At 61.5% G+C, this 22,332-nt stretch carries 17 protein-coding genes and 1 pseudogene; all 18 read right to left on the bottom strand.

What is annotated here, in order from left to right:
• Nucleotides 1-16: 16 nt before the first annotated feature.
• The 18 genes and pseudogenes from HFC70_RS21075 to HFC70_RS21160 all read right to left on the bottom strand — a co-directional run bounded on the left by HFC70_RS21075 (nt 17) and on the right by HFC70_RS21160 (nt 22,323).
• Nucleotides 17-1,444: an amidase gene (locus HFC70_RS21075; protein ID WP_168475268.1), complete on the bottom strand. Its 1,428-nt coding sequence runs from the start codon at nt 1,442-1,444 to the stop codon at nt 17-19.
• A 19-nt stretch (nt 1,445-1,463) separates the two neighbouring features.
• Nucleotides 1,464-2,816 (bottom strand): aspartate aminotransferase family protein, encoded by a 1,353-nt coding sequence (locus HFC70_RS21080; protein ID WP_168475269.1) that lies wholly within the window; start codon nt 2,814-2,816, stop codon nt 1,464-1,466.
• Between the two features lie 64 nt (nt 2,817-2,880).
• Nucleotides 2,881-4,557 (bottom strand): ABC transporter ATP-binding protein, encoded by a 1,677-nt coding sequence (locus HFC70_RS21085; RefSeq protein ID WP_168475270.1) that lies wholly within the window; start codon nt 4,555-4,557, stop codon nt 2,881-2,883.
• 3 nt (nt 4,558-4,560) lie between these two features.
• On the bottom strand, nt 4,561-5,400 hold the full coding sequence (locus HFC70_RS21090; protein WP_168475271.1) for an ABC transporter permease: 840 nt from the start codon (nt 5,398-5,400) through the stop codon (nt 4,561-4,563).
• A complete protein-coding gene (locus tag HFC70_RS21095) occupies nt 5,397-6,368 on the bottom strand; it encodes an ABC transporter permease (RefSeq protein WP_168475272.1) in 972 nt (323 codons plus the stop codon). The genes HFC70_RS21090 and HFC70_RS21095 overlap by 4 nt, the downstream gene beginning before the upstream one ends.
• An 89-nt stretch (nt 6,369-6,457) precedes the next feature.
• Nucleotides 6,458-8,005 (bottom strand): ABC transporter substrate-binding protein, encoded by a 1,548-nt coding sequence (locus tag HFC70_RS21100; RefSeq protein ID WP_168475273.1) that lies wholly within the window; start codon nt 8,003-8,005, stop codon nt 6,458-6,460.
• A 418-nt stretch (nt 8,006-8,423) separates the two neighbouring features.
• Nucleotides 8,424-9,218 (bottom strand): ethanolamine ammonia-lyase subunit EutC, encoded by a 795-nt coding sequence (eutC, locus tag HFC70_RS21105; protein ID WP_246735892.1) that lies wholly within the window; start codon nt 9,216-9,218, stop codon nt 8,424-8,426.
• Complete coding sequence (locus HFC70_RS21110) at nt 9,211-10,596, bottom strand: ethanolamine ammonia-lyase subunit EutB (protein WP_168475274.1); 1,386 nt, start codon at nt 10,594-10,596, stop codon at nt 9,211-9,213. The genes eutC and HFC70_RS21110 overlap by 8 nt, the downstream gene beginning before the upstream one ends.
• A 10-nt stretch (nt 10,597-10,606) precedes the next feature.
• Nucleotides 10,607-11,395, bottom strand: coding sequence for a histidinol-phosphatase (gene hisN, locus HFC70_RS21115; protein WP_168475275.1), 789 nt, complete (start codon nt 11,393-11,395; stop codon nt 10,607-10,609).
• Nucleotides 11,395-12,330: a phosphotransferase gene (locus tag HFC70_RS21120; protein ID WP_168475276.1), complete on the bottom strand. Its 936-nt coding sequence runs from the start codon at nt 12,328-12,330 to the stop codon at nt 11,395-11,397. The genes hisN and HFC70_RS21120 overlap by 1 nt, the downstream gene beginning before the upstream one ends.
• 14 nt (nt 12,331-12,344) lie before the next feature.
• Nucleotides 12,345-13,310, bottom strand: a complete 966-nt coding sequence (locus HFC70_RS21125) for a phosphotransferase (protein WP_168475277.1) — start codon at nt 13,308-13,310, stop codon at nt 12,345-12,347.
• Nucleotides 13,307-14,602: a Zn-dependent hydrolase gene (locus HFC70_RS21130; protein ID WP_168475278.1), complete on the bottom strand. Its 1,296-nt coding sequence runs from the start codon at nt 14,600-14,602 to the stop codon at nt 13,307-13,309. Before HFC70_RS21130 ends, HFC70_RS21125 begins: the two co-directional genes overlap by 4 nt.
• Nucleotides 14,595-15,356, bottom strand: coding sequence for a DeoR/GlpR family DNA-binding transcription regulator (locus HFC70_RS21135; protein WP_168475279.1), 762 nt, complete (start codon nt 15,354-15,356; stop codon nt 14,595-14,597). Before HFC70_RS21135 ends, HFC70_RS21130 begins: the two co-directional genes overlap by 8 nt.
• Before the next feature lie 73 nt (nt 15,357-15,429).
• Nucleotides 15,430-17,274 carry an ABC transporter ATP-binding protein gene (locus HFC70_RS21140; protein ID WP_168475280.1) on the bottom strand — a complete coding sequence of 615 codons (1,845 nt, stop codon included), beginning with the start codon at nt 17,272-17,274 and terminating at the stop codon, nt 15,430-15,432.
• Complete coding sequence (locus HFC70_RS21145) at nt 17,274-18,197, bottom strand: ABC transporter permease (protein WP_168475281.1); 924 nt, start codon at nt 18,195-18,197, stop codon at nt 17,274-17,276. Before HFC70_RS21145 ends, HFC70_RS21140 begins: the two co-directional genes overlap by 1 nt.
• Nucleotides 18,197-19,177, bottom strand: a complete 981-nt coding sequence (locus HFC70_RS21150) for an ABC transporter permease (RefSeq protein WP_168475282.1) — start codon at nt 19,175-19,177, stop codon at nt 18,197-18,199. Before HFC70_RS21150 ends, HFC70_RS21145 begins: the two co-directional genes overlap by 1 nt.
• A gap of 68 nt (nt 19,178-19,245) precedes the next feature.
• Nucleotides 19,246-20,828: pseudogene (locus HFC70_RS21155) on the bottom strand (ABC transporter substrate-binding protein).
• 451 nt (nt 20,829-21,279) lie between these two features.
• Nucleotides 21,280-22,323, bottom strand: coding sequence for a dipeptidase (locus HFC70_RS21160; protein WP_168475283.1), 1,044 nt, complete (start codon nt 22,321-22,323; stop codon nt 21,280-21,282).
• Nucleotides 22,324-22,332 lie beyond the last annotated feature (9 nt).

Here is a 22,332-nt window from a genome sequence, read left to right on the forward strand (position 1 = left end):
CAATCCAGTCCCAGTCTCACGCCAATCGCGGCGAAGACAGAACCTCTTCCGGATAGGCGTTCTGATAGGCCGCCGCCAGCATCAGCACGATATCGTCGCGGAAGCGAGGACCGACGAATTGTAGTCCGATCGGCAACCCGCCGGCATCGAAACCGCAAGGAACGGACACCGCCGGCTGGCCGGTCATGTTGAACGGATAGGTGAAGGGCGACCAGTCGGACCAGTCCTTGCCCTGCTTGCCACCCGGAAAATCGACACCCGCCTCGATCGCCGTCACCGGCATGGTCGGCAACATCAACGCGTCGTATCGTTCGTGGAACCGTGCCATGGTGACCTTGAGATCGGCCCGGACCTGCTCGGCGGCGACATAATCGCGGGCAGTATAGGCGCATCCTTTTTCATAGATGCGAATCAGGCCCGGATCCATCAGCCCCTTCTGCTCCTCGGTCGGCTTCGCCAGTTCGACGGTGCGGGCTTCCGCAGCGTACCACAATACCAGCAGGGCATCCTGCGGATTGGAAAAACCGGGATCGACCTCTTCGATGATGGCGCCCATGTCGGCCAGCCGGCCGGCGGCACGCTCGATGGCCGACGCGACATCCGGCTGCACCTCGGCATATCCCAGATTGCGGCTATAGCCGATCTTCAGGCCCTTGACGCTGGCCCCCCTGATGGATGCTCGCCAATCCGGCACCGGGGTCGGGCAATAGCCGTACATGGCGCGCGCCGTCGGCCCGGTCGTGGCGTTCATGAACAGCGCCGCGTCCTCGACCGTGCGGGTCAACGGACCGCGATGGGCAAGCTCGAATAGCGGGGTCGGCGTATCGGAGGGGATCCAGCCATAGCTCGGCTTGATCCCGAAGGTGCCGGAGAACGATGCGGGGATGCGGATCGATCCGGCACCATCCGAACCTTCGTGGAGAACGCCCATGTTGAGCGCTGCGGCCACCGCCGCACCGCCGGACGAACCGCCCGAGGCACGATCCGTGCGCCAGGGGTTGAGCGTGTTGCCGAAGGCCGGTCCATGGGTCACGCCCTTCCAACCGAATTCGGGAGAGGTGGTGGTGCCGAGCACGGTGACACCGGCGGCACGCAGCCGCTCCATGATCAGGTACTCCGTCTGCGATGGCTCCTTTGCGCCCAGCGCCGAACCCCGGCGCCAGGGGATGCCCTTGACCGGCGTCAGTTCCTTGATCGTCGTCGGCGCGCCGTCGATAGGGCTCAGCGGTTCGCCCCTCTGCCAGCGGGCCTCGGACTCCCGGGCCGCCGCCAGCGCCAGTTCCGGCACCACATAGGCAAACGCGTTAACGCTCGGGTTGAACCTCTCGATCCGCGCCAGCGATGCTTTCGCCGCTTCGACCGGAGAGGCCCTGCCCGATGCAAAGAGGTCCGAAAGCTGCGCGGCGGTCATTTCGCCGAGATCGGTCTTTTCCATACTGCTCATGACGTCATGTCCTCAAACGTTAGGCTTGCGCCGCCTGCAACGTGTCCAGTGCCCGCTTGACCGCCGCAAACATCTCGTCGACCTGCTCTGAGGTGATGATGAGCGGTGGGCAGAAGCAGATCGCCTCGGCAATGTTGCGGATGATCAGCCCTTCTTCCTCGCAGGCGGCAGCGAGCGCTGCGGCGGCATCGCCGGGCTTGCCGTCGCTCCGGGGATGGAGCTCCAGCGCACCGATCAGGCCCAGGCCGCGCGAGGAATGCACCAGCGGATGCTTGGCAAGCTCGGCAAGTCCTCCGAGGAACTGCTCTTCGAGGCGCGCCACGTGACCGACCAGATCCCGCTCCTGGATGATTTTCAGGTTTTCCAGGCCGACAGCGGTCGCAACGGGGTGGCCGGATGCGGTGTAGCCATGGCCGAAAACGCCGAGACGATCGGATTCATCGGCAATCGGCTGATAGAAACGGTCGCTCATCAGGATGGCCGACAGCGGCATGTAGGACGACGAAATCTGCTTCGACACAACAAGCACATCCGGCTCGATGCCCAGCGTCTCGCAGGCAAACATCTTGCCCGTGCGGCCAAACCCGCAGATCACTTCGTCGGCCACGAGCAGGATGTCGTATTTCTTGAGGATCTCCTGGACGCCGGCCCAGTAGCCGTCCGGCGGAACCAGAACCCCGCCCGCCCCCATGACGGGCTCGCCCCAGAAGGCGGCGATCGTCTCCGGGCCTTCCTTCAGGATCAGGTCTTCCAGATCCTTCAAGATACGCGCGGTGAAATCCGCCTCGCTTTCGCCGTCCAGGCCGAAATGCACATAGGACGGGCAGGATGTGTGGATCATTCGGTCGAGCGGCAGGTCGAAGCTGTCGTGGTTGCGCGACAGTCCGGTGATCGACCCGGAGGCGATCGTCACGCCGTGGTATCCCTTGATGCGGCCTATGATCTTCTTCTTGTCCTTCAGGCCGAGCGCGTTGGAACGGTACCAGACCATCTTCACGACAAGATCGTTAGCCTCGGAGCCGGACGAGGTGAAATGCACCTTCGACATGGGAACCGGCGCCATCTTGATCAGCATCTCGGCGAGCTCGATCGACGGGCCATGGGTCTTGTAGGAAAAGGTATGATAGTAGGGCAGCTTCTCCATCTGCGCCTTGGCGACTTCCGCCAGCCGCTTCTCGCCGAAGCCGAGTGCCACCGACCACAGGCCGGCAAGGCCTTCGATGTACCGCTTGCCGTTGATATCGGTGACGTAGATCCCGTCACCGCTCTCGATCACCAGCCCGCCCGATTTCTCGTATTTACGCAGGTTGACGTTCGGATGCATCTGGTAGGCGATATCGCGGCCTTCCATCGAATTGGGGACGATCGTCATCGGTGTCTCTCCATTGGCTGATCAGGCTGTTCAGGCCCGAGATGATATCAAGGTGACCGACGGCTCACGCCGTCATCAATGCTTCCTTCGCCCGACCGGGAATGGCCTCGATCAGGCTTCTTGTATAGGCATGTTTGGGTGCCCCGAATATCGCGGCACCGGTTCCCGATTCCACAACCTCCCCCTTCTGCATGACGAGCACCCGGTCGCATATCTTGGCCGCGACACGCAGGTCGTGCGTGATGAAGACAAGAGACAGATCGAGGTCCTTCTTGAGCTGGTCGAGGAGGTCCAGAATCTGGGCCTGGATCGATACGTCGAGGGCCGAGACGGCCTCATCCGCGATGATGATTTCCGGTTCGAGCGCCAATGCCCGGGCTATCCCGATGCGCTGCCGCTGTCCGCCGGAAAACTCATGCGGGAAACGATCGGCACCCTTGGCATCCAGCCCGACCATTTCCAGCAAGCCGGCGGCGCGGGCGAGCGCCTTTCTCTCGTCTTCGCCATAGGCGATCGGCCCGGACGCTATGATACGCCCAACCTTTTCGCGCGGATTGAGCGACGAATACGGATCCTGGAAGATCATCTGCATCCGTCGGCGCATGGCCCGCAGTTCCGTACCCTTCAGATGGGCCATGTCATGGCCGCCGAGAAGAACACGACCGGCGTCCGGATCCTGCAGGCGCACCAGGCACCGCCCCACCGAGGACTTGCCGGAGCCGCTTTCGCCGACGATCCCCAGGGTCTCGCCCCGCCCCAGCTGGAACGACACATCCTTGACGGCCTGTACGGATCGCGGCCTGGAGAACAAGCCGCCGCCCGAGCGATAGGTCTTCGACAGGTTTTCCACGGTCAGCAAGGGCTCGCGGGATGTCGTGCCGGCCATCCCCTGCCCGACCCGCGGAATGGCTGCGATCAGCTTCTTCGTGTAGGGATGCTGCGGAGAGAAAAGCACCTCGTCGGCGGTGCCTTGCTCGACGATCCGCCCAAGCTGCATCACGGTCACGTAATCGGCAATTTCGGCCACGACACCGAAGTCGTGGGTAATGAACATCACCGCCATGTTGCGCGTGGTTTGCAGGCCCTTGATCAGCGCCAGGATCTGCGCCTGGGTGGTCACGTCGAGCGCCGTGGTCGGCTCGTCGGCGACGAGAACTTCGGGCTCGAGCGCCAGCGCCATGGCGATCATCACGCGCTGACGCTGGCCTCCGGACAGCTGGAACGGATAGCTGTCTGCGGCACGCAACGGATCCGGCAAGCCGACCTCCGCCAGCAGAGCCAGCGCCCTCTCTTTGCGTGCCCTGGGCTTCAGGAGCCCATGCGCCTCGAAGACCTCCTCGATCTGCGCAGACACCTTCATCAACGGGTTCAGCGCCGACATCGGCTCCTGGAAGATCATCGCGACCCGGCGCCCGCGAATGGCGTAAAGCGCCTCGGGCGGCAGGGTGACGATATCCTTGCCGTCCAGCAGAATACGGCCCTCAGCAACGCGCACGGCTTCGGGCAGCAAGCCCATCAGCGCATTGGCCGACATCGACTTGCCGGAACCGCTCTCCCCGACCACACACAGCATTTCGCCGGGGAACAGCTTGAAGCTGACGCGATCGATGGCGTATTGCCTGTCGCCGCCCTGCGGCAAGGCGATGCTGAGCCTGTCGATATGAACAACCGGCGCGCCGCGATCCTGTTCACGGGCTGCGCCGGGATGGATGACGGCGTCTGCTGTGGTCACGTCTGGCATGGTCTATTTCCCCTTGCGGGCAAGGCGTGGATTGAGGGCGTCGTTCAATCCCTCTCCCACCAGATTGAGCGCGAGAACGGTCAACAGGATCGCCAGTCCGGGAAAGAAACTGACCCACCAGGCCTGGCGGATGACGGTGCGCCCGGCCCCGATGATATAACCCCAGGACATGATGTTGCGATCGCCAAGCCCGAGGAAGGACAGAGAGCTTTCGATCAGGATTGCCGCGGCAACCATCATCGAGGCCAGCACGATGATCGGCGACAGCGTATTCGGCAGGATCTGCCGCCAGATGATCGTCGCATGGGTCTGCCCCGACAGAATGGCAGCCTCGACGAATTCTCGCGATCGCAGCGACATCACCTCGCCGCGCAACAGCCGTGCCACGGGTGGCCACGACACGACGGCAATGGCAATGACGATCGAGGTGATCGATGGCTGGAAGATCGCCACCAGCACCACCGCCAGCGCGAAGCTCGGCACACTCTGGAAGAACTCGGTAAAGCGCATCAGCACATCGTCCACCCAGCCGCCGAAATAGCCGGCGACCGCACCGATCGGGATGCCGATCAACAGCGCGACAACGGTGGAAACGAAGCCAACCAGCAGGGAAATGCCGGCACCATGGGCAAGGCCCGCGGCCAGATCGCGGCCCATCGGATCTGTGCCCAGAATGAAGGCATCCATGGTGAAGGGCGGAATGAATGGCCGCTGCACCATGGCCCAGGGCGAGCGCGTGAAGATGAACGGTGCGGAGAACGAGAGAATGATAACCGCGATCAGAATGATCAGACCGACCACGGCGCCGCGGTTTTGCGAAAAACGCGTCCAGAAATCCGTCATGACGTCACCTTGATGCGGGGATCGACGAGGCGATAGAGCACGTCTGTGATGAGGTTGAACAGCAGCACCATCGCGGCCGAGATGACGAACACGCCGAGAAGAAGGTTGTAGTCGCGTTGTGAAAGCGCATCGAACATCAGCCGGCCAATGCCCGGCCAGGCAAAGACCGTCTCGATCAGCACCGCACCTCCGACAAGCTGTCCGGCCTGGAGACCGGCCAATGTTACAACCGGCAGCAGCGCATTGCGCAAGACATGCCGGCGCTGGATCACACCCGGACGCAGCCCCTTAGCCCTGGCGGTTTTGACGAAATCAAGCCGGCTGACTTCCAGCATCGATGCCCGTGTCATCCTGGCATACACGGCCATGAAGAAGAGCCCGAGCGTCATGGCCGGCAGGATCAGATGCTGCAGGATATCAAGGGCACGCACGACGCCCGTGTAGTTTGCCCCGACCGTCTCGTATCCGAAGCCGGGCAACCAGCCCAGTTGCACCGAAAACAGCAGAACGGCCATCAGGGCAAGCCAGAACAGCGGCGTGGCATAGAAAATCAGTGCCACGAAGGAAATGATCGTATCGGCCCACTTTCCCTGCCTGGCCGATGCAAAGGCTCCGGCCAGCACCCCAAGCCCCAGCGAGATGACAAAGGCCGAAAGCGAAAGCAGCAAGGTTGCCGGCAACCGCTCCCCGATCAACTGGATGACCGGCAGCTGCTGACGATAGGAGTAACCGAGATCCAGCTGCAGAACCGATGAGACATACACCCACAACTGCACGTAGAGCGGCTGATCGAGCCCAAAGCGTTCGCGCAATTGCTGCAGGAACATCGCATCGGTTTCCCCTGCCTCCCCCGCCATGACCGCTGCGGGGTCTCCGGGAGCGGCATGGATCAGGAAGAAATTGAGGATGGTTATGCAGATCAGAATCAAGACTGCTCTCAGCAATCGTCCCGAGACAAACCTCAACATGAATACTCCCCGGCCAGCTTTTGCTGGAATAGCTCTCAGTTCCGCGTCCAAGGGCGATCAGGCGAAGACGAGCTCCACCTGGCCTGTGCCTAGTTCTTGATCCAGGTGTCGCGCAGCGATTCCGCCAGACCGTTTGCGGTCGTCACGACATCCTGGAACTTGCAATTGTAGATCGTCGGGAAACCGAGCTCGAGCAGCCACGCGACAGGGACGTCGTCCTGAAGCTTGGACTGGATGACATCGTAGATCTTCTGACGTTCGGATGCGGGAAACGCCACCGCAGCCTCGTCGAACAGCGTGTCGATTTCGGGATTGCTGTAACCTTCGACATTGTTCCAGGGCGAGCCCTTGGAAATCTGCGCGGTCTTGTAATTGCGCTCCACGCCGATCGCCGGATCGCCATTCTGGTAGAGGAAGGTGAAGGCAATGTCATATTCCCAGTTTGCGGTGCGCTGGTTCCAGCCGGCGACATCAGTCGATTCGATCTCGACGGGAATTCCCACGTCTGCGAGGTTCTGCTTGACCGCTTCGGCCCAGCGCTGCCAGGTCTCGCCATAGGGCAGCGGCAGCAGTTTGAGCGGCTTGCCGTCGTAGCCGATCTCCGCCAGCAATTCCTTGGCCTTGTCCGGATCATGCGCATATTTAGGGGTAGCGTCGGTGTAGAAGGGCAGCTTCGACGAGAAGGGGCCGGTTGCGATCTTGCCGTAGCCGTTCCACAACACGTCCCTGGCGAATTCACGGTCGAGCGCGTACATGATCGCCTGCCGGAATTTTGGATTGTCCATCGGTGCAGTCCGATTGTTCAGCCATAGCCAGGACAGCGGCGAGAAATACTCCCAACCTTTTTCGGTGACGCAAGTGTTGGCCAACTGCGAAAGGCGCGGAATATCGAAATTCTCCACCGAGCCGCCCGGCAGGATGTCCACGGTTCCCGTCTCGAAGGCAACGGCACGCGCGGCTCCGTCCGGGATGATGTGGTAGAAGACCTCATCAAGATAGGGCTGGCCCTTCAGGTAATAGTCCGTGTTCTTGACGAGTTTGATGAAGCTGCCCCGTTTCCATTCGGCGAACTTGAAGGGGCCGGTGCCGATCGGCTTCTCGTTGGCCGGGTTGGTGGCGTAGTCCGTACCCTCATAGATATGCTTGGGAATGACCGGCATTGCACCGAAGGAAAACGAGCGGATGAAGGGCTCGAACGGCTGCTTCAGCTTGAAGACGACGGTCTTCTCGTCCGGTGCCGTGACGCTTTCCACACGGGCCATCGTGTTGCGATGACGCGGTTGCGTCTTCATCAGAAAATCGTTGGCGGAAAACAGCACGTCGGCCGATGTCATCGGCTTGCTGTCGTGAAAGACGACATTGTCCTGCAGGACGAACGTGTAGATCAGGCCATCTTCGGAAATTGTCCAGCTCTTTGCCAAAGCCGGCTTCGGCTGGAGCTTTTCGTCGTATCTGAGGAGGCTTTCGAAGATGTTGCCTCCAACTGCGAGGCTCGGACCATTGGTCGTGATGCCGATCATCAGGCCTGGAGGCTCGGGCTGGACAATGAGATTGACCTTCCCGCCGGAAACGGGCTGCGCAATTGCAGCGGTCGTGGTCAGCAAGAGGGCAAAAGATGCAGAAAGCAGTCGTCGCATGGAAATTCCCCTTATGGATTTATGGTTGCCTGCGGACGTCACTTTGCGACACATCGAGTGAGCAATATACCGATATATCGATGCCCAATCCTGACTCCACCTCTCGGTGGCTGTCAAGCAAGAAGGAAGATTTTCTGCTTAAAAGTTGAACTCGAAGACGGGGTGCATCTAATTTCATCAGATGCGAAAAAACAGGTCGCAGAGTTGCGCCGGATCGGAGCACGACCCAGCGGAGAGGGGCATAAAGCTCATGCAATCCATCCCGGTTTCACAGGCGAAATCCCCGTATCTCGCCCTGGCCAACGGTACGCTGGGCCTTACATTTCCCAAAAACAGGATTGAAGAAGCAGGGATAGACGCCCGCATGAGCCTCCCCACGCACGATCGCCTTGACTACGGCAGTGTGGAGGTTACGGAATCATCCGTCCGACGTGTTGGCGGCCAGCCTGGCCAATGCTTCCTTGAGGCCCACACCACTCACTCCGGTGTTGGCCATGCCGAAGACAAGCCCGGCGATCGTGGCTGCCGCCGGTTCCATCGACAGTCCACCCTCGCGTATATTCGACACGCAATTGCGCCGGGAATCCGCCGTACCGACGCGGGGTCCGTAGGTGATATACACGCCAAGACTGTCTGCCGCGGAAAGACCCGGACGTTCTCCAATCAGCGCAATCGTCATCTTCGCGCCAAGGATCTCGCCGATTTCGTCGGACAGCGCCACGCGGGCCTGGCGTGCCACGGCAAGAGGTCCGAGCGTCAAGCCACGTCCGCGCAAGAGGACCACGAGTTCCTTGATGAGGGCAACGGCATTGATATCGACGGCACTCGATGAAAGCCCGTCGCCAACCGTGATCACCACATCGCAGCCTTTGGCTTGATCGGGCACCGCCGCAAGCCGCTCGACCGAAGCCGATGACAGCTTGCGGCCCAGATCCGGCCGGCGCAGGTAGCTGCTGCGATCCGGCGCCATGCTTTCGACCGACACGACCGTCAGCCCCAGCGCTTCAAGCTCGCCTCTCAGCCCGGCCTCATCGACAGTCGACCAGACGGCCTCACGGGCGCGCGCATGATCCAGTTGGAAGGCCAGCAGCGCCTTGGTCGGCGCCCCGGAGCCGAAACGCCCGAGCGATACGCGCGCATCGGTCATGTCGGTCAGGTCGACTGGTGCCGCATGATAGTCGTTCTGCAGGTCCGTGGCGTGGAATTTAGACAAGAGCAGCCCCCGAAAAATAATCCGTCAGCATTGCGGGCGCGCCGGAAAGCGCACCGGCGTCATTGGTCAGCCCGATGTCACGCAGCCATGTCTCGAACTCCGGTGCCGGCGGGCGGCCCAGGGTTTCGCGGCAAAAGACGGCATCGTGATGCGAAAGCGACTGATAGTTCAGCATGATATCGTCGGCACCGGGCACGGTGATGACGAAGTTGACATTGGCCGCGCAGAGCAATGTCAGCAGCGTATCCATATCCTCCTGATCGGCGTCGGCATGGTTGGTGTAGCAGACGTCGACGCCCATCGGCAGGCCGAGCAGCTTGCCGCAGAAGTGATCTTCAAGCCCGGCGCGGATGATCTGCTTGCCATTGAACAGATATTCGGGGCCGATAAAGCCGACCACCGTATTGACCAGCAGCGGATCAAAGGCGCGCGCAACGGCATAGGCACGGGTTTCCATCGTCTGCTGGTCCACGCCGAAATGCGCATCGGCCGACAGGGCTGCCCCCTGCCCCGTCTCGAAATACATCAGGTTGGCGCCGGGAAGCCCACGCTTCAGCGAACGCGCGGCGTCCTGCGCCTCCTGAAGCAGCGCCAGATTGATGCCGAAGCCCTCATTGGCCTTCTGCGATCCGGCGACGGATTGGAACATCAGGTCGATCGGTGCGCCGGCCTCGGCGGCCTGGATCGCCGTCGTAACGTGTCCGAGGCAGCAGGTCTGCGTCGGGATCGACAGGCGGTCGCGGATTTCGTCGAGCAGCGAGACGATCCGCACGTAATCCTCGACACTGTCGGTCGCCGGATTGACGCCGATCACGGCATCGCCGGAGCCCATCAGCAAGCCGTCGATCGCCGAAGCGGCGATGCCGCGGCTGTCGTCGGTCGGATGGTTCGGCTGGTTGCGGGTCGACAATCGTCCGGCAAGACCGATCGTGTTGCGAAAGCGCGTCACCACCTGACGCTTGGCCGCCACCGCAATCAGATCCTGCAGGCGCATGATCTTCGACACGGCCGCCAGCATTTCCGGGGTGACACCATAGGTGATCGCCTCAAGCTGCCGCTGTCCCGTCTCAGGCATCAGCAGCCACTCGCGAAACTCGCCGACCGTCAACGAACTGACCCGCGCAAAGGCGGACGCATCGAACTGCCGGGCAATCAGCGCCGAGACCTCGTCGCACTCGGACGGAATGACCTCCTCGGCCAGGAATGCTTTCAGCGGAAGATCGGCCAGCGCCATCTGCGCCGCCAGTCGCTCGACCGGGCCGGCCGCCGCGATGCCGGCAAGCTGATCGCCCGATCGTTCCGGTGTTGCCTTGGCAAGGAGGTCCTTGAGATCGCGGAAGCGAAACCGGGTTCGCTCGATCGTCGTGCTGTATGCCATGATGGGAGTCCTACAGATTAAGGGTTTCCAGCGCCTGCCGATGAAGTTCGGCCGTTGCTGAAGCGAGTACTCCTCCCTTGGAATGCAGTGTCAGCTCCTTGCCGTCCCAGTCGGTGATGCAGCCTCCCGCGCCGATCACCACAGGCACAAGAGCCATGTAGTCGTAAAGAGAAAGCCCTGTCTCGAGGATCAGGTCAATATGGCCCGATGCCAACAGGCCATAGATATAGCAATCGCCGCCAAACCTCCTGATCTTGGCGGCACGCGACAGGCGCTCGAACGGCTCCTTCTGCGCGCCTGTGAACATATCCGGCGATGTCGTATAAAATCGGGCATCCTGCAACGCCTCGCAGCCGCTCGTCCGCGATTGTTTGCCGTTGAACTGCGTCGCCCCCGGCAATGCAGCCCACCGCTCGCCGGTCGCCGGAATATCGATGAGCCCACAGAAGGGTCTGTCCCGATGGACCAGCGCGATCAAGGTGCCGAACAACGGAAAGCCGGTGATGAAGCTCTTCGTGCCGTCGATCGGATCGACGACCCAGGTCAGATCGTCCCCTGCTTTCGGTCCCATCTCCTCGCCGATGATGCCGTGTTCGGGAAAGCGGGCAGTGATCAGTTCGCGCAGCTTGAGTTCGATGGTGCGATCGGCCACCGTGACCGGACTTTCGTCAAGCTTCGAGATGATGTCGAGCGGCGTCCGGAAATACGACCGCGCCAAAGGTCCGACCGTATCGGCCATCTCGTTGGCAAAGGCGAGATAGGAACCCGCCATGGATTGAACGTCTCTCGGCATGGTCATCAGAGCGTCTTCAGCAAACTCGGCCAGCGCGGATCCGTGATGATCGAGCGGGCGCGCATGTGTTTCCAAATGCCGTATTTGTAGAAGTCGAAATCGAGCGTGGAGATTCGGTTCTGCACCATCGCCCAGGTGCTCCACTTGATGTCGGCCAGAGCCTTCAGCACGATGAAGCGCGCATGATGCGCCGTGTCGTAGCGGCCGAAATATTCCTCGATGATCTCGCGGTCGATCTGCTCGGAGAAGAACATCTCGCCGCTCCAGATCGCCAGGTCGTAGAGCCGCTCATTGTTCGAGGCGTATTCGAAATCGATCAGCATGATGGACTTGTCATCGCCGATCAGGAAATTGCCGGGCATCGGGTCATTGAAGCAGGCAGCCAGATCGAGCCCGGAGGCCTCTAACGCCGCGCGCGCCTCAAGATACTGCCGCCGCAGCCAGGCGTGGTCCGGCGGCTGGTAGCCGCGGAGTTGCCTGACCTGCTCATCGTGTTCGTCGATCATGTCGAAGACGGTCTTGGTCAGCGGCAAGGCCGGCGCCTGGTGAAAACGCCGATAGGCCCTGACCGCCTCGCCGCGAATGGCCGGATCCGAGAAGTCGCGATGGGTCGAGGGCCGGCGGCCCTGGATGAATTCGGCGATCTCGATATCGAGATGATTGAGATAGTCGAAGGTCATCGGCCCGATGCCGATCTCTTCCGCCTGCTTGCTGGCCGCAACGGCCGCCTTGCGGTCGATGAACATTTCCGTGCCTTTTCCCGGGACCTTCAGGAAATAGCGAACCGGGTCGTCTTCGACCTCGATCTGGAAATTGGTATTGCTGATGCCGCCGAGCACCGCGCGATAGCGCAAACGCTTGCCGCTCCAGGCCGCAACCGTGACGATTGCGGCTTCGACGGCCCTTTCGGCTTCGGATATGCCCATGCCGATCTCGTTCATGGTGATCCCTCCCGTCATAGTGAGCGAATGAGTTCTTCGAAACCCGGCCGCCCGACCAGCATCCGGCAACGAAGAAAGCGCCATTGGGCATATTTCAGGAACTCGACGCTGCGGCGCGGCGAACGGATCTCCAACAGGCTGCCGCGGAGCGCCCAATAGAGATCGTCGGCTGCCGCATAAAGGCGACAACGATTGAAGGCCCGGTCGGAGACATGACCATCATGCATCTCGAGCAGCGGCTTCATCTGGCTTTCGAACTGGAAGAGCTCGTTCATATGCACGCCGAGCTGGTAATAGGGGTCGATGTCACCGGCCATGTCGAAGTCGACCAGTTGCAGCGCGCCGTGAGGACCGATCATCACGTTGGAAGAATGAGGATCGCCATGGGCCGGCTTGAGATCGACGCCGGCGGCGGCAATGGCATCACGGATCGGCGCCATGGCGCGCAACAACCAGCCGGCATCGTCGGGCAGCGTGGCGTCCGCCGCCTGCAGCAATGCCCAGAGCTGGTCGATACCGTCGAACACCGACCAGGACCGGCCGAAGGACACACCCGAGGCGATGGTCTTCTGCATTGCGATCAATCGCGCAGCCGGTTCGTCCTGCATCAGGTCGTCAATCTTGGCCGCTCGCCATGGCGCGTCGAGCGAGGCGTAAAACACCGCGCGCTGCGCTGCGCTGCGGCCAAGCGGCCGGGGTGAAAAACCGAGATCGGCAAGCCGGGTCGCGGCCAGGAAGGCGATCTCGTCATTGACCAGATCGGCGACTTCGTCGGCGCCAAGTCTCAGAAACAGGCGCCTCTTCCCCCCATCCGCCACCACGTCGAAGCTGTCGGATTCGACAGCGTGATAGGAGGGCGACGCCACGGCTGGCAAGGCGGGGCGATAGAGGGTGGTGGCCGGGTCGAGATCCGCAAAGGCCGCTATGGCAGCCTCGACGCGGGCCTCGACAACTGTCTGCGATGGAGCTGGTGTCGTCATTCAGCCGCCTCACTGAGTTGCACCGTATCGACGCCGTCGCAAGCCAGCGCGTAGAGCATGTCGGCCAGAACCTGCGTACCGAAAGCCTGATCCTGCGGCGTGGTGAATTCGGTCGGATGATGGATGACACCGTTCTGGCTGCGAACGGCCAGCACGACCGCCGGGCAGACGGCCGACATGGCGACGGAATCGTGGCCGCCGATCGTGTCCAGATGGCGTGATGTCTGGCCATAGGCCGCAGCCGCAGTTTCGGCCAGCGCAATCAGCCCCTTGGAAAAGCTGCCCGCCTTGCGCCGATCGATCGAGCGAACCTCGTAGCCGATGCCGGCTCTCTCTGCGGCTTCCTTCACCTTCTGCAACATCGTCTCTTCGGCTTGCGCCAGGATCTCCGGCGAACTGGAGCGCAATTCGATGAACAGCACCGCTTCAGACGGAACGGTGTTGGGGGAGTTCGGAAAGACTTCGAGACGGCCCACCGATGTGTGCAGCTCAAGACCATAGTAGCCGGCCAACTCCTTGAGATCGGCCATCAGGTATGCAGCACCCAACAGGGCGTCCTTGCGGTCGGCCATCGGTGTGGCGCCGGTATGGGCCTGCCGGCCGAGAAAGGCGAGACGATATTTGGTGGCGCCCCAGAAGCGGGTGAAGATGCCAAATGTCTCATCGGCTCTGTCGAGCCAGACGTCGCCCTCGATGTGCAATTCGATCAACGCATCGGGAATGGCTACCTTATCCTGACCGGCGTAGCCGATGGCGTCGAGCGCATCGCGAACCGAGATGCCGTCGCCATCGACGCGGTCGAGCGCCCAGTCGAGATCGGCGGCACCCGAAAACACGCTGCTGCCGAGCAGGCTCGGCTGGAAGCGTGCGCCCTCCTCATTGGTCCAGTTGACCACCTTGAAATTGCAGGCGGACAGACGGTTTTCCGCTTTCAGTCGCTCACTGACGGCAAGGATCGCCTCGCATGCCGCGATGACGCCGAGCGGGCCGTCGAAGCGACCGCCGTTCGGCTGGCTGTCGATATGCGAGCCGACCATCACGACCGGTGCGTTGGCGCCGGCCAATGCCATCGAACCGAACTGATTACCGATCGCATCGACCGCCTGGACAAAACCGTTGGCCTTGAACCATGAGCCAAGCCAATCGCGGGCCCTGCCGTCTTCCTCCGACAGCGTCAAACGGTTCATCGAGCCATCCGGTCCACCGCCAAAGGTCGAGATCGCCTCCATCATCCCTTGGAGGCGGTCCGGATTGATCGGTGCGGTACGGTGCGGAGATGTCGTGTCAGGCATGTATGATGTCCACATTTGATTGGCTGAATTGGTCTGAAAATTCCTTGGAGAGCACGCCGCCGGTCACCACCGCATCGATCTCGTCGAGCCGAAGCGTGTGTATCGAGCCGAGACGACCGAACTTCGAGCTATCGGCAACGATCACCGAGCGGCTGGCCTGGGCGCGGGCAATCCGGCGCAGCACGGCCTCGTCTTCGCCGAAATCCATGAACCCCCGCTCGGGGTGCACGGCGCTGATGGCAATGATGGCGAGATCGAAAAAATGTTCCTTCAGCGCCGCGACGGTCTCGTGGCCGTAGGTCGCCTGATAATCGGCGCGCATCCGCCCGCCAAGAACCCTGACGCTCGCCTCCGGCCTGTTGAAGAAATGCGCGGCAACCGCAATCGAATTGCTGACGATCGTCACGTCTTTGCGCTCTTCGAGGTGCCTGAGGCAGGTCAGCGTCGTCGTGCCGGTGTCGATGAAGATCTTCATGCCATCCTTGACGAGACCGGCGGCGGCCTCGCCGATGCGAGCCTTCTCACGGGCGCTGACGCGCAAGCGTTCTGCAAACGGCTGGTCGGTCTCCTGCTGATCGACCACTGCGCCGCCATAGACGCGCCTGGCATAACCGCGCGCCTCCAGCTCCTTCAGGTCCCGGCGGATCGATTCGGCACTGACCTGCAACTCGGCGACGAGGGCATTCACGCTGACACGCTGGTTCTGCTTGAGCTTTTCCAGAATCAGTTTCAGTCGATGTTCAGTAAAACTCATGCTGTTCCCTTTCCCCCCGATCCATTTCATCCGGCAAACCGTCAATGCCGCTTGCGCCCTGGGTCAACCACGATCAGCCCATGATCGCCCGAAGGGCAACCTTGCCACCATCCACGTCGATCACCGGCTTGACCAGATGACATGCGGCAAAATCCGTTGTCCCGCGAACGGTCAGAACAGGACTGCTTTGCCCGCAGATCTCCATGGCATGCGGACAGCGCGACTTGAAGCTGCACCCCTGCGGGATGTTGATCGGGCTGGGCGGTTCGCCTTCGAGCAGGCAATCCTCCGGACGATAGCGCCGCTCTTCGAGCGTCGGCATGGCGCTCAGCAGCGCCTTTGTATAGGGATGGCCGGGATCGAAGAACAAACGATCGTTGTCGGCAAGCTCAAACACCTCGCCGAGATACATCACCGCAACGCGGTTGCAGACTTTGCGCACCATGGCCAGATCGTGCGAAATGAAGATGTAGGTCAGGTCATACTCGACCTGGAGCTTCTGGAAGAGATCGAGAAGCTTGAACTGCTCCGCCTGGTCGAGCGCCGACAAGGTCTCGTCCATGATCAGGATCTCCGGCTCCAGCACCAGGGCGCGGGCAACATTGATGCGCTGGCGCTGGCCGGCGCTCAGTCCAAGCGGCAGCTCCTCATAAAGCGTCTCGAGCAGACCGACGTCGGTCATCACCTTCAGGACGCGTTCCTTGATCTTTGCGGCATCGCGCCAGCCATGGGTGCGCAGCGGATCTTCCAGCATCCGGCCAACGGCTGTGCGCGGCGGCAGAGATCCGAACGGATCCTGAAGCACCATCTGCAATGTCTTGCGAAATTTCAGCAGCGCGCTGCCACGCAGCCCGGCAATATCCTCACCCTTGCACAGCACCTGCCCGGAACTCGGCAGTTCTAGCCGGCTGAGAAGGCGCATCAGGCTGGACTTGCCGCAGCCGGATTCGCCGACGATGGCGAAGCTGTCGCCCCGCCTGATGTCGAAGGTGACATTGCGCACGGCACGCACCTGATTGACGCCGCCCAGGCCGCTGCGCTTCTTCACCTGATAGATCTGCGAGGTATCGCGCAGGCTGACGACAACCTGTCGGTCATCGGCAAGCTTCGGCATCGGCACGGTCTCGGCCCAGATCTTCGGCGTCTGCTCGACCAGTTCGCGCGTATAGGCATAAGTTGGGGTCGTAACCAGCGCCTCGGTCATCTGTTCCTCGACAATCCGGCCGGCTTCCATCACCAGAATGCGCGAACAGGCTTCGCGCGCAACCGGAAGAGACGACGAGACGAAGAGCACCGCCGTGTTGAACTCGGCAACCAGCTCCTTCATCAGCCGGATGACCTGGGCTGCGACGGTGACGTCGAGCGGCTGGGTGACATTGTCGGCCACCAGAAGTGCCGGATTGGTCACCAGCGCATCGACGATCAGGGCGCGCTGCATCATGCCGCCGCTGAACTGGGAGGGATAGTCGTGAAAGCGACTGGCAGCTGACGGAATGCGCACGGCATCCAGAAGCGCAATCACCCGCTTTTCAGCCTCGGCCCGGGACGTGCCGGGGATGACGGCACGCAGCTTCTCGACGATCTGCGCACCGACGGGCAGTGTCGGATCAAGCGCTCCCATCGGATTGGAGCCGACATAGGCGATGCGGCGGCGCAGGCCGCGCATCTCGTCTTCCGGGATCGTCAGGATATTCTTGCCCTCGAACATCACCTCCCCTGACCGGACGGAAAGCGGCGCTTCCAGCCAGTTGACGATCGCCTTCGACAGTACGGTCTTGCCGGCGCCGCTGGCGCCGACCACACCGACGATCTCGCTCGGTGCCAGGGTCAGCGACAGAGCGTCGATGATGACAGGCGCATCCGCGCCACGTCCCGCGGCTACAGTCAGGTTCTTCACGGCAAGCAGTGGAGTGGTCATCATTCTGCTCCTCCATGAACCGCATTGCGGGCTTTCTCGAAGGACGCCCCCATCAGATTGATCGATGTCAGCGTCAGGCCGAGAAAGACGCCGGGCATGGTGGCGATCCACCAGGCATTCAGAAGGTATTTGCGCCCGTCGGCGATGATGTTGCCGAAGGTCGGCGTCGGCGGCTGCACGCCGAGACCGAGAAAGCCGAGGATGGACTCGAAGATCATCATGCGGGCGACATCGAGCACTGAGGTGAACAGCACCGGTGGCAGAAGCAGCGGCAGGAGCAGCATGACAATGACGCGCAGGTTGGTCGATCCGCTGAGCTTGGCGGCCCGCACATACTCGCGCTGCTTTTCCGTCATGACGACGCTGCGCATGATGCGGGCATAGACCGGCCAGTTCGACAGCCCGAGCACCAGGATGATCGCCGGGATGGTCGGGCGCGATACGCCGAGAACCGAGATCGCCAGGATGATCATCGGGATCGACAGCTGCGCATCGGTGAGCCGCATGATGATGGCGTCGGTTCGGCCGCCGAAATAGCCTGCGATGGTGCCAAGCGCACAACCGATGAACAGCATGACCGCGACCGAGGCAACGCCGATCAGGAAGGAGTAACGCAGGCCGACCAGCGAGCGGACCAGCATGTCGCGGCCGATCTGGTCGGTGCCGAGCGGATGGGCGAAACTCCATTTTTCACCGAGAAGGATCGGCGCGACCAGACGGGCTTTGACGTCCATCTTGGTCGGGTCGATGCTGCTCAGCATCGGATAGAAGATTGCGGCAAGCACGAGCAGGACGAAGATCGACAGGCCAATGCGAAAGCCCGGCGTCGATGAGGCCTTGGAAAACACCCGTTGGGCGATGGATTGCGAGGCACGCGCCGAGACGGCACGCGCAGGCACTGGGGTTGCGGAGGTCATGGACATCAATATTCAAGCCTCGGATCGATGGAGGTTGCAGCAAGATCGACGAGAATGTTGATCATGACGAAGATGGCACTGGTGACAATCGCGATGCCCTGGATCAGCGGAAAGTCGCGCTGCAACACGGCATTGATGGTGAGCAGTCCGAGGCCCGGATAGTCGAAGATGTATTCGACGATGATCACGCCGCCGATCAGGCTTGAGAACTGCACGCCGAGCAGATTGAGCAGCGGCACGGACGCATTGCGCAAGACATGATTGGCAATGATCCGATGGCGGCCAAGCCCGCGGACGCGGCCGACGGCAACATAAGGCTCCATCATCTGCGCCGAGACCGAACTGACCAGCGTGCGGATCAGCACCGGTGACAGTTCCACCGCCAATACGATGGCCGGCAGGAACGTATAGGAAAATCCCTGGTAGCCGATGGCCGGCAGCCAGCCGAGCTTGACGGAAAACAGCAAAGCGAGAACGATCCCGAGCCAGAAATTCGGAAGCGAAATGAAGATCGAGGAAATGTAGAAGGCCACCTTGTCGGGCCAGCGACCTGGCGCAAGTCCCCCGGCAATCCCGACCACGGCGGAAAACAGGATGGCAATCACCAGCGTCACGGCGGCAAGCTGCAGCGTCATCGGCAGGGCGTCGAAGATCAGGTCGAAGACCTTGGCGCGTTCCCCGCGCGTCGTATCGTTGAAGCTGGCACCGCCGGTCGCCGCGCCATTGGCCGGACGCACGAAGGATTCGCCGAGATCGCCCTGGACGACACCGCTCATATAACGGCCGAACTGGACGATGATCGGGTCGCGCAGCCCCATGTCGGTCGCGATCTTTTCGATCAACGCCTCGGGCGCCATGCCGCCGGCCATCAAGCGCACGGGATCGCCTGGCACCACGCGCAGAAGCGTGAAGATCAGCAGCGAAACCAGGAAGATGATGACGGCCCCCTGCACGAGGCGCCGTAGCAGAAAATTGAAAACGAACATGCCAACTCCGATGCGAGCGTTCAGGCTCCGGACACCGCCAGCCCAACGGCGGCGGTGTCCGGTCGAGATCAAGCCGCAGGCTTGGAGGCGTCCATCGATCCGTCGGGATAGATGTAGAGGCCGGCCAGATCCTTTTGCATCGCGTGGATCATCACCGAGGTGAACAGCGACAGCGACGGCATCTTCGAGGCGATCAGCGGCATGGTCTCGGTCTGCAGGATCGCCTGGCGTTCTTCGAGCGTGCCTGCGTTGCGTTCCTTGTCGAGGCTGGCATCGATGTCCTTGTCCTCGATGCCGCAGATGCGGTGCGAGGTGGAATGGAAATGGGTGCGCAGAACCAGATCCGGTTCGGGCGAACCGGTCGACCAGCCGCAATCGACCATATGGCCGGGACCGCCGCCGGGGCGGTGATAGAGCTGCTCGTTCCAGGCAGCCGGCTCCAGCACGGTGAGACTGACCTGGAAGCCTTGTTCGTTGAGCATCTGGGTGATGATTTCGCCATATTCCTTGGTCTTCGGATAGAAGCCGACGGAGGTGATATATTCCAGCGGCGGTAGGCCCTCGCCCTTGGGGAAGCCGGCTTCGGCGAGCAGCGCCTGGCACTTTTCAGGATCGTATTTCGGATAGTTTTCGAGATCGACATAGCCAAACTTGACCGGCGAGACGAAATTGCTCGATGCGTGGCCGGCGGACCCCAGGACCTCGAGGATCATGTCGCGGTCGATGGCGTGGCAGGCGGCCATGCGGATGCGCGGATCGTCGAAAGGCTTCTTCGAGCAACGGAACCAGAGATATTTATTCTCGACCGACACGACCTTGTTGATGGCGATCTTGTCGTTACCTTCGAGCGTCGTGACCTGTTCCGGCTCGAGGCGCTCGACGATCGACGCTTGGCCGTTCATCAGCGACAGCATGCGTGTCGTGGAGTCGCCGGTAAAGGTGAAGTTGATGCCCGGAATGGCAGGCTTGCCTTTGAAATAGCCGTCGAAGGCTTCCATAACCGTGTCATTGCCCTTCTGACCGACGAACTTGAACGGGCCGGTCCCGTTGAGCCGCTGAGACAGCGGGCCGCCCGGGCCGCCGGCAACATCCGTGGCCGACATGATCGGCAGGAAGGAGGCGAGGAAAATGAAGAGATGCGCCGGGTAGTTGCCCTTTGATGTGTCGATGATCACGGTGTAGTCGTCGGGCGTCTCGATGGTCAGCGTTTCGGTCGGCCCCGGATACCACTGTGCCGGGCGATCCGGTAGCGCGCCATATTCGATGGTCGCCTTGACGTCTTCAGCCTTGAACGGCTTGCCGTCGTGGAAGACGATGCCTTCGCGCAGCTTGATCTGCAGGCGGTGCGGATCAAGCAACTTGATCTCGGTGGCAAGCTCGTAGACGACCTCGCCGGGATTTTCGAGCGTCATCGGCGAACGGGTAAGAAACCCATGACGAAGCCTTCGATGTTCTTTTGCGAGAGCGTCGTATGGGCCGTCGGGTCCCAGTTGCCGGTGATGTTTTCAGCCGACAGGAAGGTCATGACCTTGCCGGACTGCGCATAGGCGGACGATATGAAGAAATCAGGATCGATCTGCAGGAAGCCGGCAGCTGCCGCAGCGCCGGCGGCGCCCTGCAGAAAGCGGCGTCGATTGAGTTCGTTGGTCATCGGTTCCCCTTATATCTTGTAGAAGCGAAGTTCACAAAACCGTCACAACGGTCAAAACAGTCATATGCAAATCCCATGCCAGCGCCATTTACGCTGGCTTTCGGCTGCGTACGAATGACCGAAATGTGGGTTTTGACTATTTTTTAGGTGGAATTGTCTTCCGCGCTTAAATGCGCGCCAGTGGCACCTGTCCATCGGCGATCGTGGGACAACTCGCAACGACCGCCGTGATGTCCTTGGGTGGTTGGTCGAAAATGTCGATGATCGCGGATCTGCGATGGCGCGTTGAAGGAAGCGGCGGCAGACGACTATGGTCGTTGTCACCTCGATCCCGACGACACAAAGGGTACTTCAGTTCATATCGGCAAAAGAACGTGCGGCTTGGCGAGGTGGCAGCGAAGCGGAGGAGATGCTTGCTCTGGACCGGGTTCTCGACGGCTGTCGCCAGCGATCACGCCCCCCAGGTTCGCTTCAGCACCGCAAGCCAATTGGCATGGGCGATCTTCGTCAGGGCCTCGTCATCGAAACCTGCCGTCCGGAGCGCACCGAGCAGGTGCGGCAGGCCAGTCGCGTCGCCGATCCGGTTCGAGATCAGGGTGCCGTCGAAATCCGAACCCAGCGCGACATGGTCGATGCCCAGCCGTTCGACGAGATATTCGACATGGCGCACCATGATCGAAAGATCCATGGAACTGTCTGCCCTGCCCTCGGGATGAAGGAATTTGACGCCGAAGTTCAAACCGACCAGGCCGCCGGTATCGCGGATGGCGTCGAGTTGCCGATCGGTGACGTTGCGGCTGTGCGGGCAGATCGTAAACGCATTCGAATGCGAAGCGACCAGCGGTGCATCCGAAATCTTCGCGATATCCCAAAAGCCCGCATCGTTCATGTGGGACAGATCCACCATGATCTTCAGCTGGTTGCACAGCCGAATGAGCGCGCGCCCACTGTCGGTCAATCCCGGTCCGATGTCCGGACTGTGGCCGAAGCGGAAAGGCACCCCGTGGGCAAAGATGTTCGGCCGGCTCCAGACGGGTCCAAGCGTGCGCAGACCTGCGGCGTGAAGCACGTGGATGAGATCAAGATCCGGTTCCGCCGCCTCGATCCCTTCGATATGGAACACCGCGGCAAAGCGGCCGTTTTCCATCGCCGTGTGAATATCGGCGACCGAGGTGCAGATCGTGAACTTTCCGTCCGACCGGGCCTCGATCCGCCGCAGCAAGGCAGCCTGCGCCACAGTCTGATCCAGTGCGGACTGTCGTTCCACGCGAGGCAGATCGCCATCGGCATCGAGAGCCATGCCGGGCGAAGGAACATAGACCGCGCAAAGGCCGCCTGCCAGTCCGCCCTGTCGGGCGCGTGGCAGATCGATATGCACACCCGTCTGACCAGTAAGGAACCGCTCTTCAGCGCCTTCACGTCCTTCGCGCATCAGGCGGGACAGGATATCGTTGTGGCCGTCAAAGACCGGAATCTTGGTCATGCCATCGCTCATGCTTGCCTC

It is taken from the genome of Agrobacterium sp. a22-2, from assembly GCF_012276985.1.
GTDB lineage: Bacteria > Pseudomonadota > Alphaproteobacteria > Rhizobiales > Rhizobiaceae > Allorhizobium.

Excerpts from the sequence above, each read along its gene's own strand:
- HFC70_RS21075 (WP_168475268.1), bottom strand. The coding sequence starts at position 1,444 with ATGAGCAGTATGGAAAAGACCGATCTCGGCGAAATGACCGCCGCGCAG.
- HFC70_RS21080 (WP_168475269.1), bottom strand. The coding sequence starts at position 2,816 with ATGACGATCGTCCCCAATTCGATGGAAGGCCGCGATATCGCCTACCAG.
- HFC70_RS21085 (WP_168475270.1), bottom strand. The coding sequence starts at position 4,557 with ATGCCAGACGTGACCACAGCAGACGCCGTCATCCATCCCGGCGCAGCC.
- HFC70_RS21090 (WP_168475271.1), bottom strand. The coding sequence starts at position 5,400 with ATGACGGATTTCTGGACGCGTTTTTCGCAAAACCGCGGCGCCGTGGTC.
- HFC70_RS21095 (WP_168475272.1), bottom strand. The coding sequence starts at position 6,368 with ATGTTGAGGTTTGTCTCGGGACGATTGCTGAGAGCAGTCTTGATTCTG.
- HFC70_RS21100 (WP_168475273.1), bottom strand. The coding sequence starts at position 8,005 with ATGCGACGACTGCTTTCTGCATCTTTTGCCCTCTTGCTGACCACGACC.
- HFC70_RS21110 (WP_168475274.1), bottom strand. The coding sequence starts at position 10,596 with ATGGCATACAGCACGACGATCGAGCGAACCCGGTTTCGCTTCCGCGAT.
- hisN (WP_168475275.1), bottom strand. The coding sequence starts at position 11,395 with ATGACCATGCCGAGAGACGTTCAATCCATGGCGGGTTCCTATCTCGCC.
- HFC70_RS21120 (WP_168475276.1), bottom strand. The coding sequence starts at position 12,330 with ATGAACGAGATCGGCATGGGCATATCCGAAGCCGAAAGGGCCGTCGAA.
- HFC70_RS21125 (WP_168475277.1), bottom strand. The coding sequence starts at position 13,310 with ATGACGACACCAGCTCCATCGCAGACAGTTGTCGAGGCCCGCGTCGAG.
- HFC70_RS21130 (WP_168475278.1), bottom strand. The coding sequence starts at position 14,602 with ATGCCTGACACGACATCTCCGCACCGTACCGCACCGATCAATCCGGAC.
- HFC70_RS21135 (WP_168475279.1), bottom strand. The coding sequence starts at position 15,356 with ATGAGTTTTACTGAACATCGACTGAAACTGATTCTGGAAAAGCTCAAG.
- HFC70_RS21140 (WP_168475280.1), bottom strand. The coding sequence starts at position 17,274 with ATGACCACTCCACTGCTTGCCGTGAAGAACCTGACTGTAGCCGCGGGA.
- HFC70_RS21145 (WP_168475281.1), bottom strand. The coding sequence starts at position 18,197 with ATGTCCATGACCTCCGCAACCCCAGTGCCTGCGCGTGCCGTCTCGGCG.
- HFC70_RS21150 (WP_168475282.1), bottom strand. The coding sequence starts at position 19,177 with ATGTTCGTTTTCAATTTTCTGCTACGGCGCCTCGTGCAGGGGGCCGTC.
- HFC70_RS21160 (WP_168475283.1), bottom strand. The coding sequence starts at position 22,323 with ATGAGCGATGGCATGACCAAGATTCCGGTCTTTGACGGCCACAACGAT.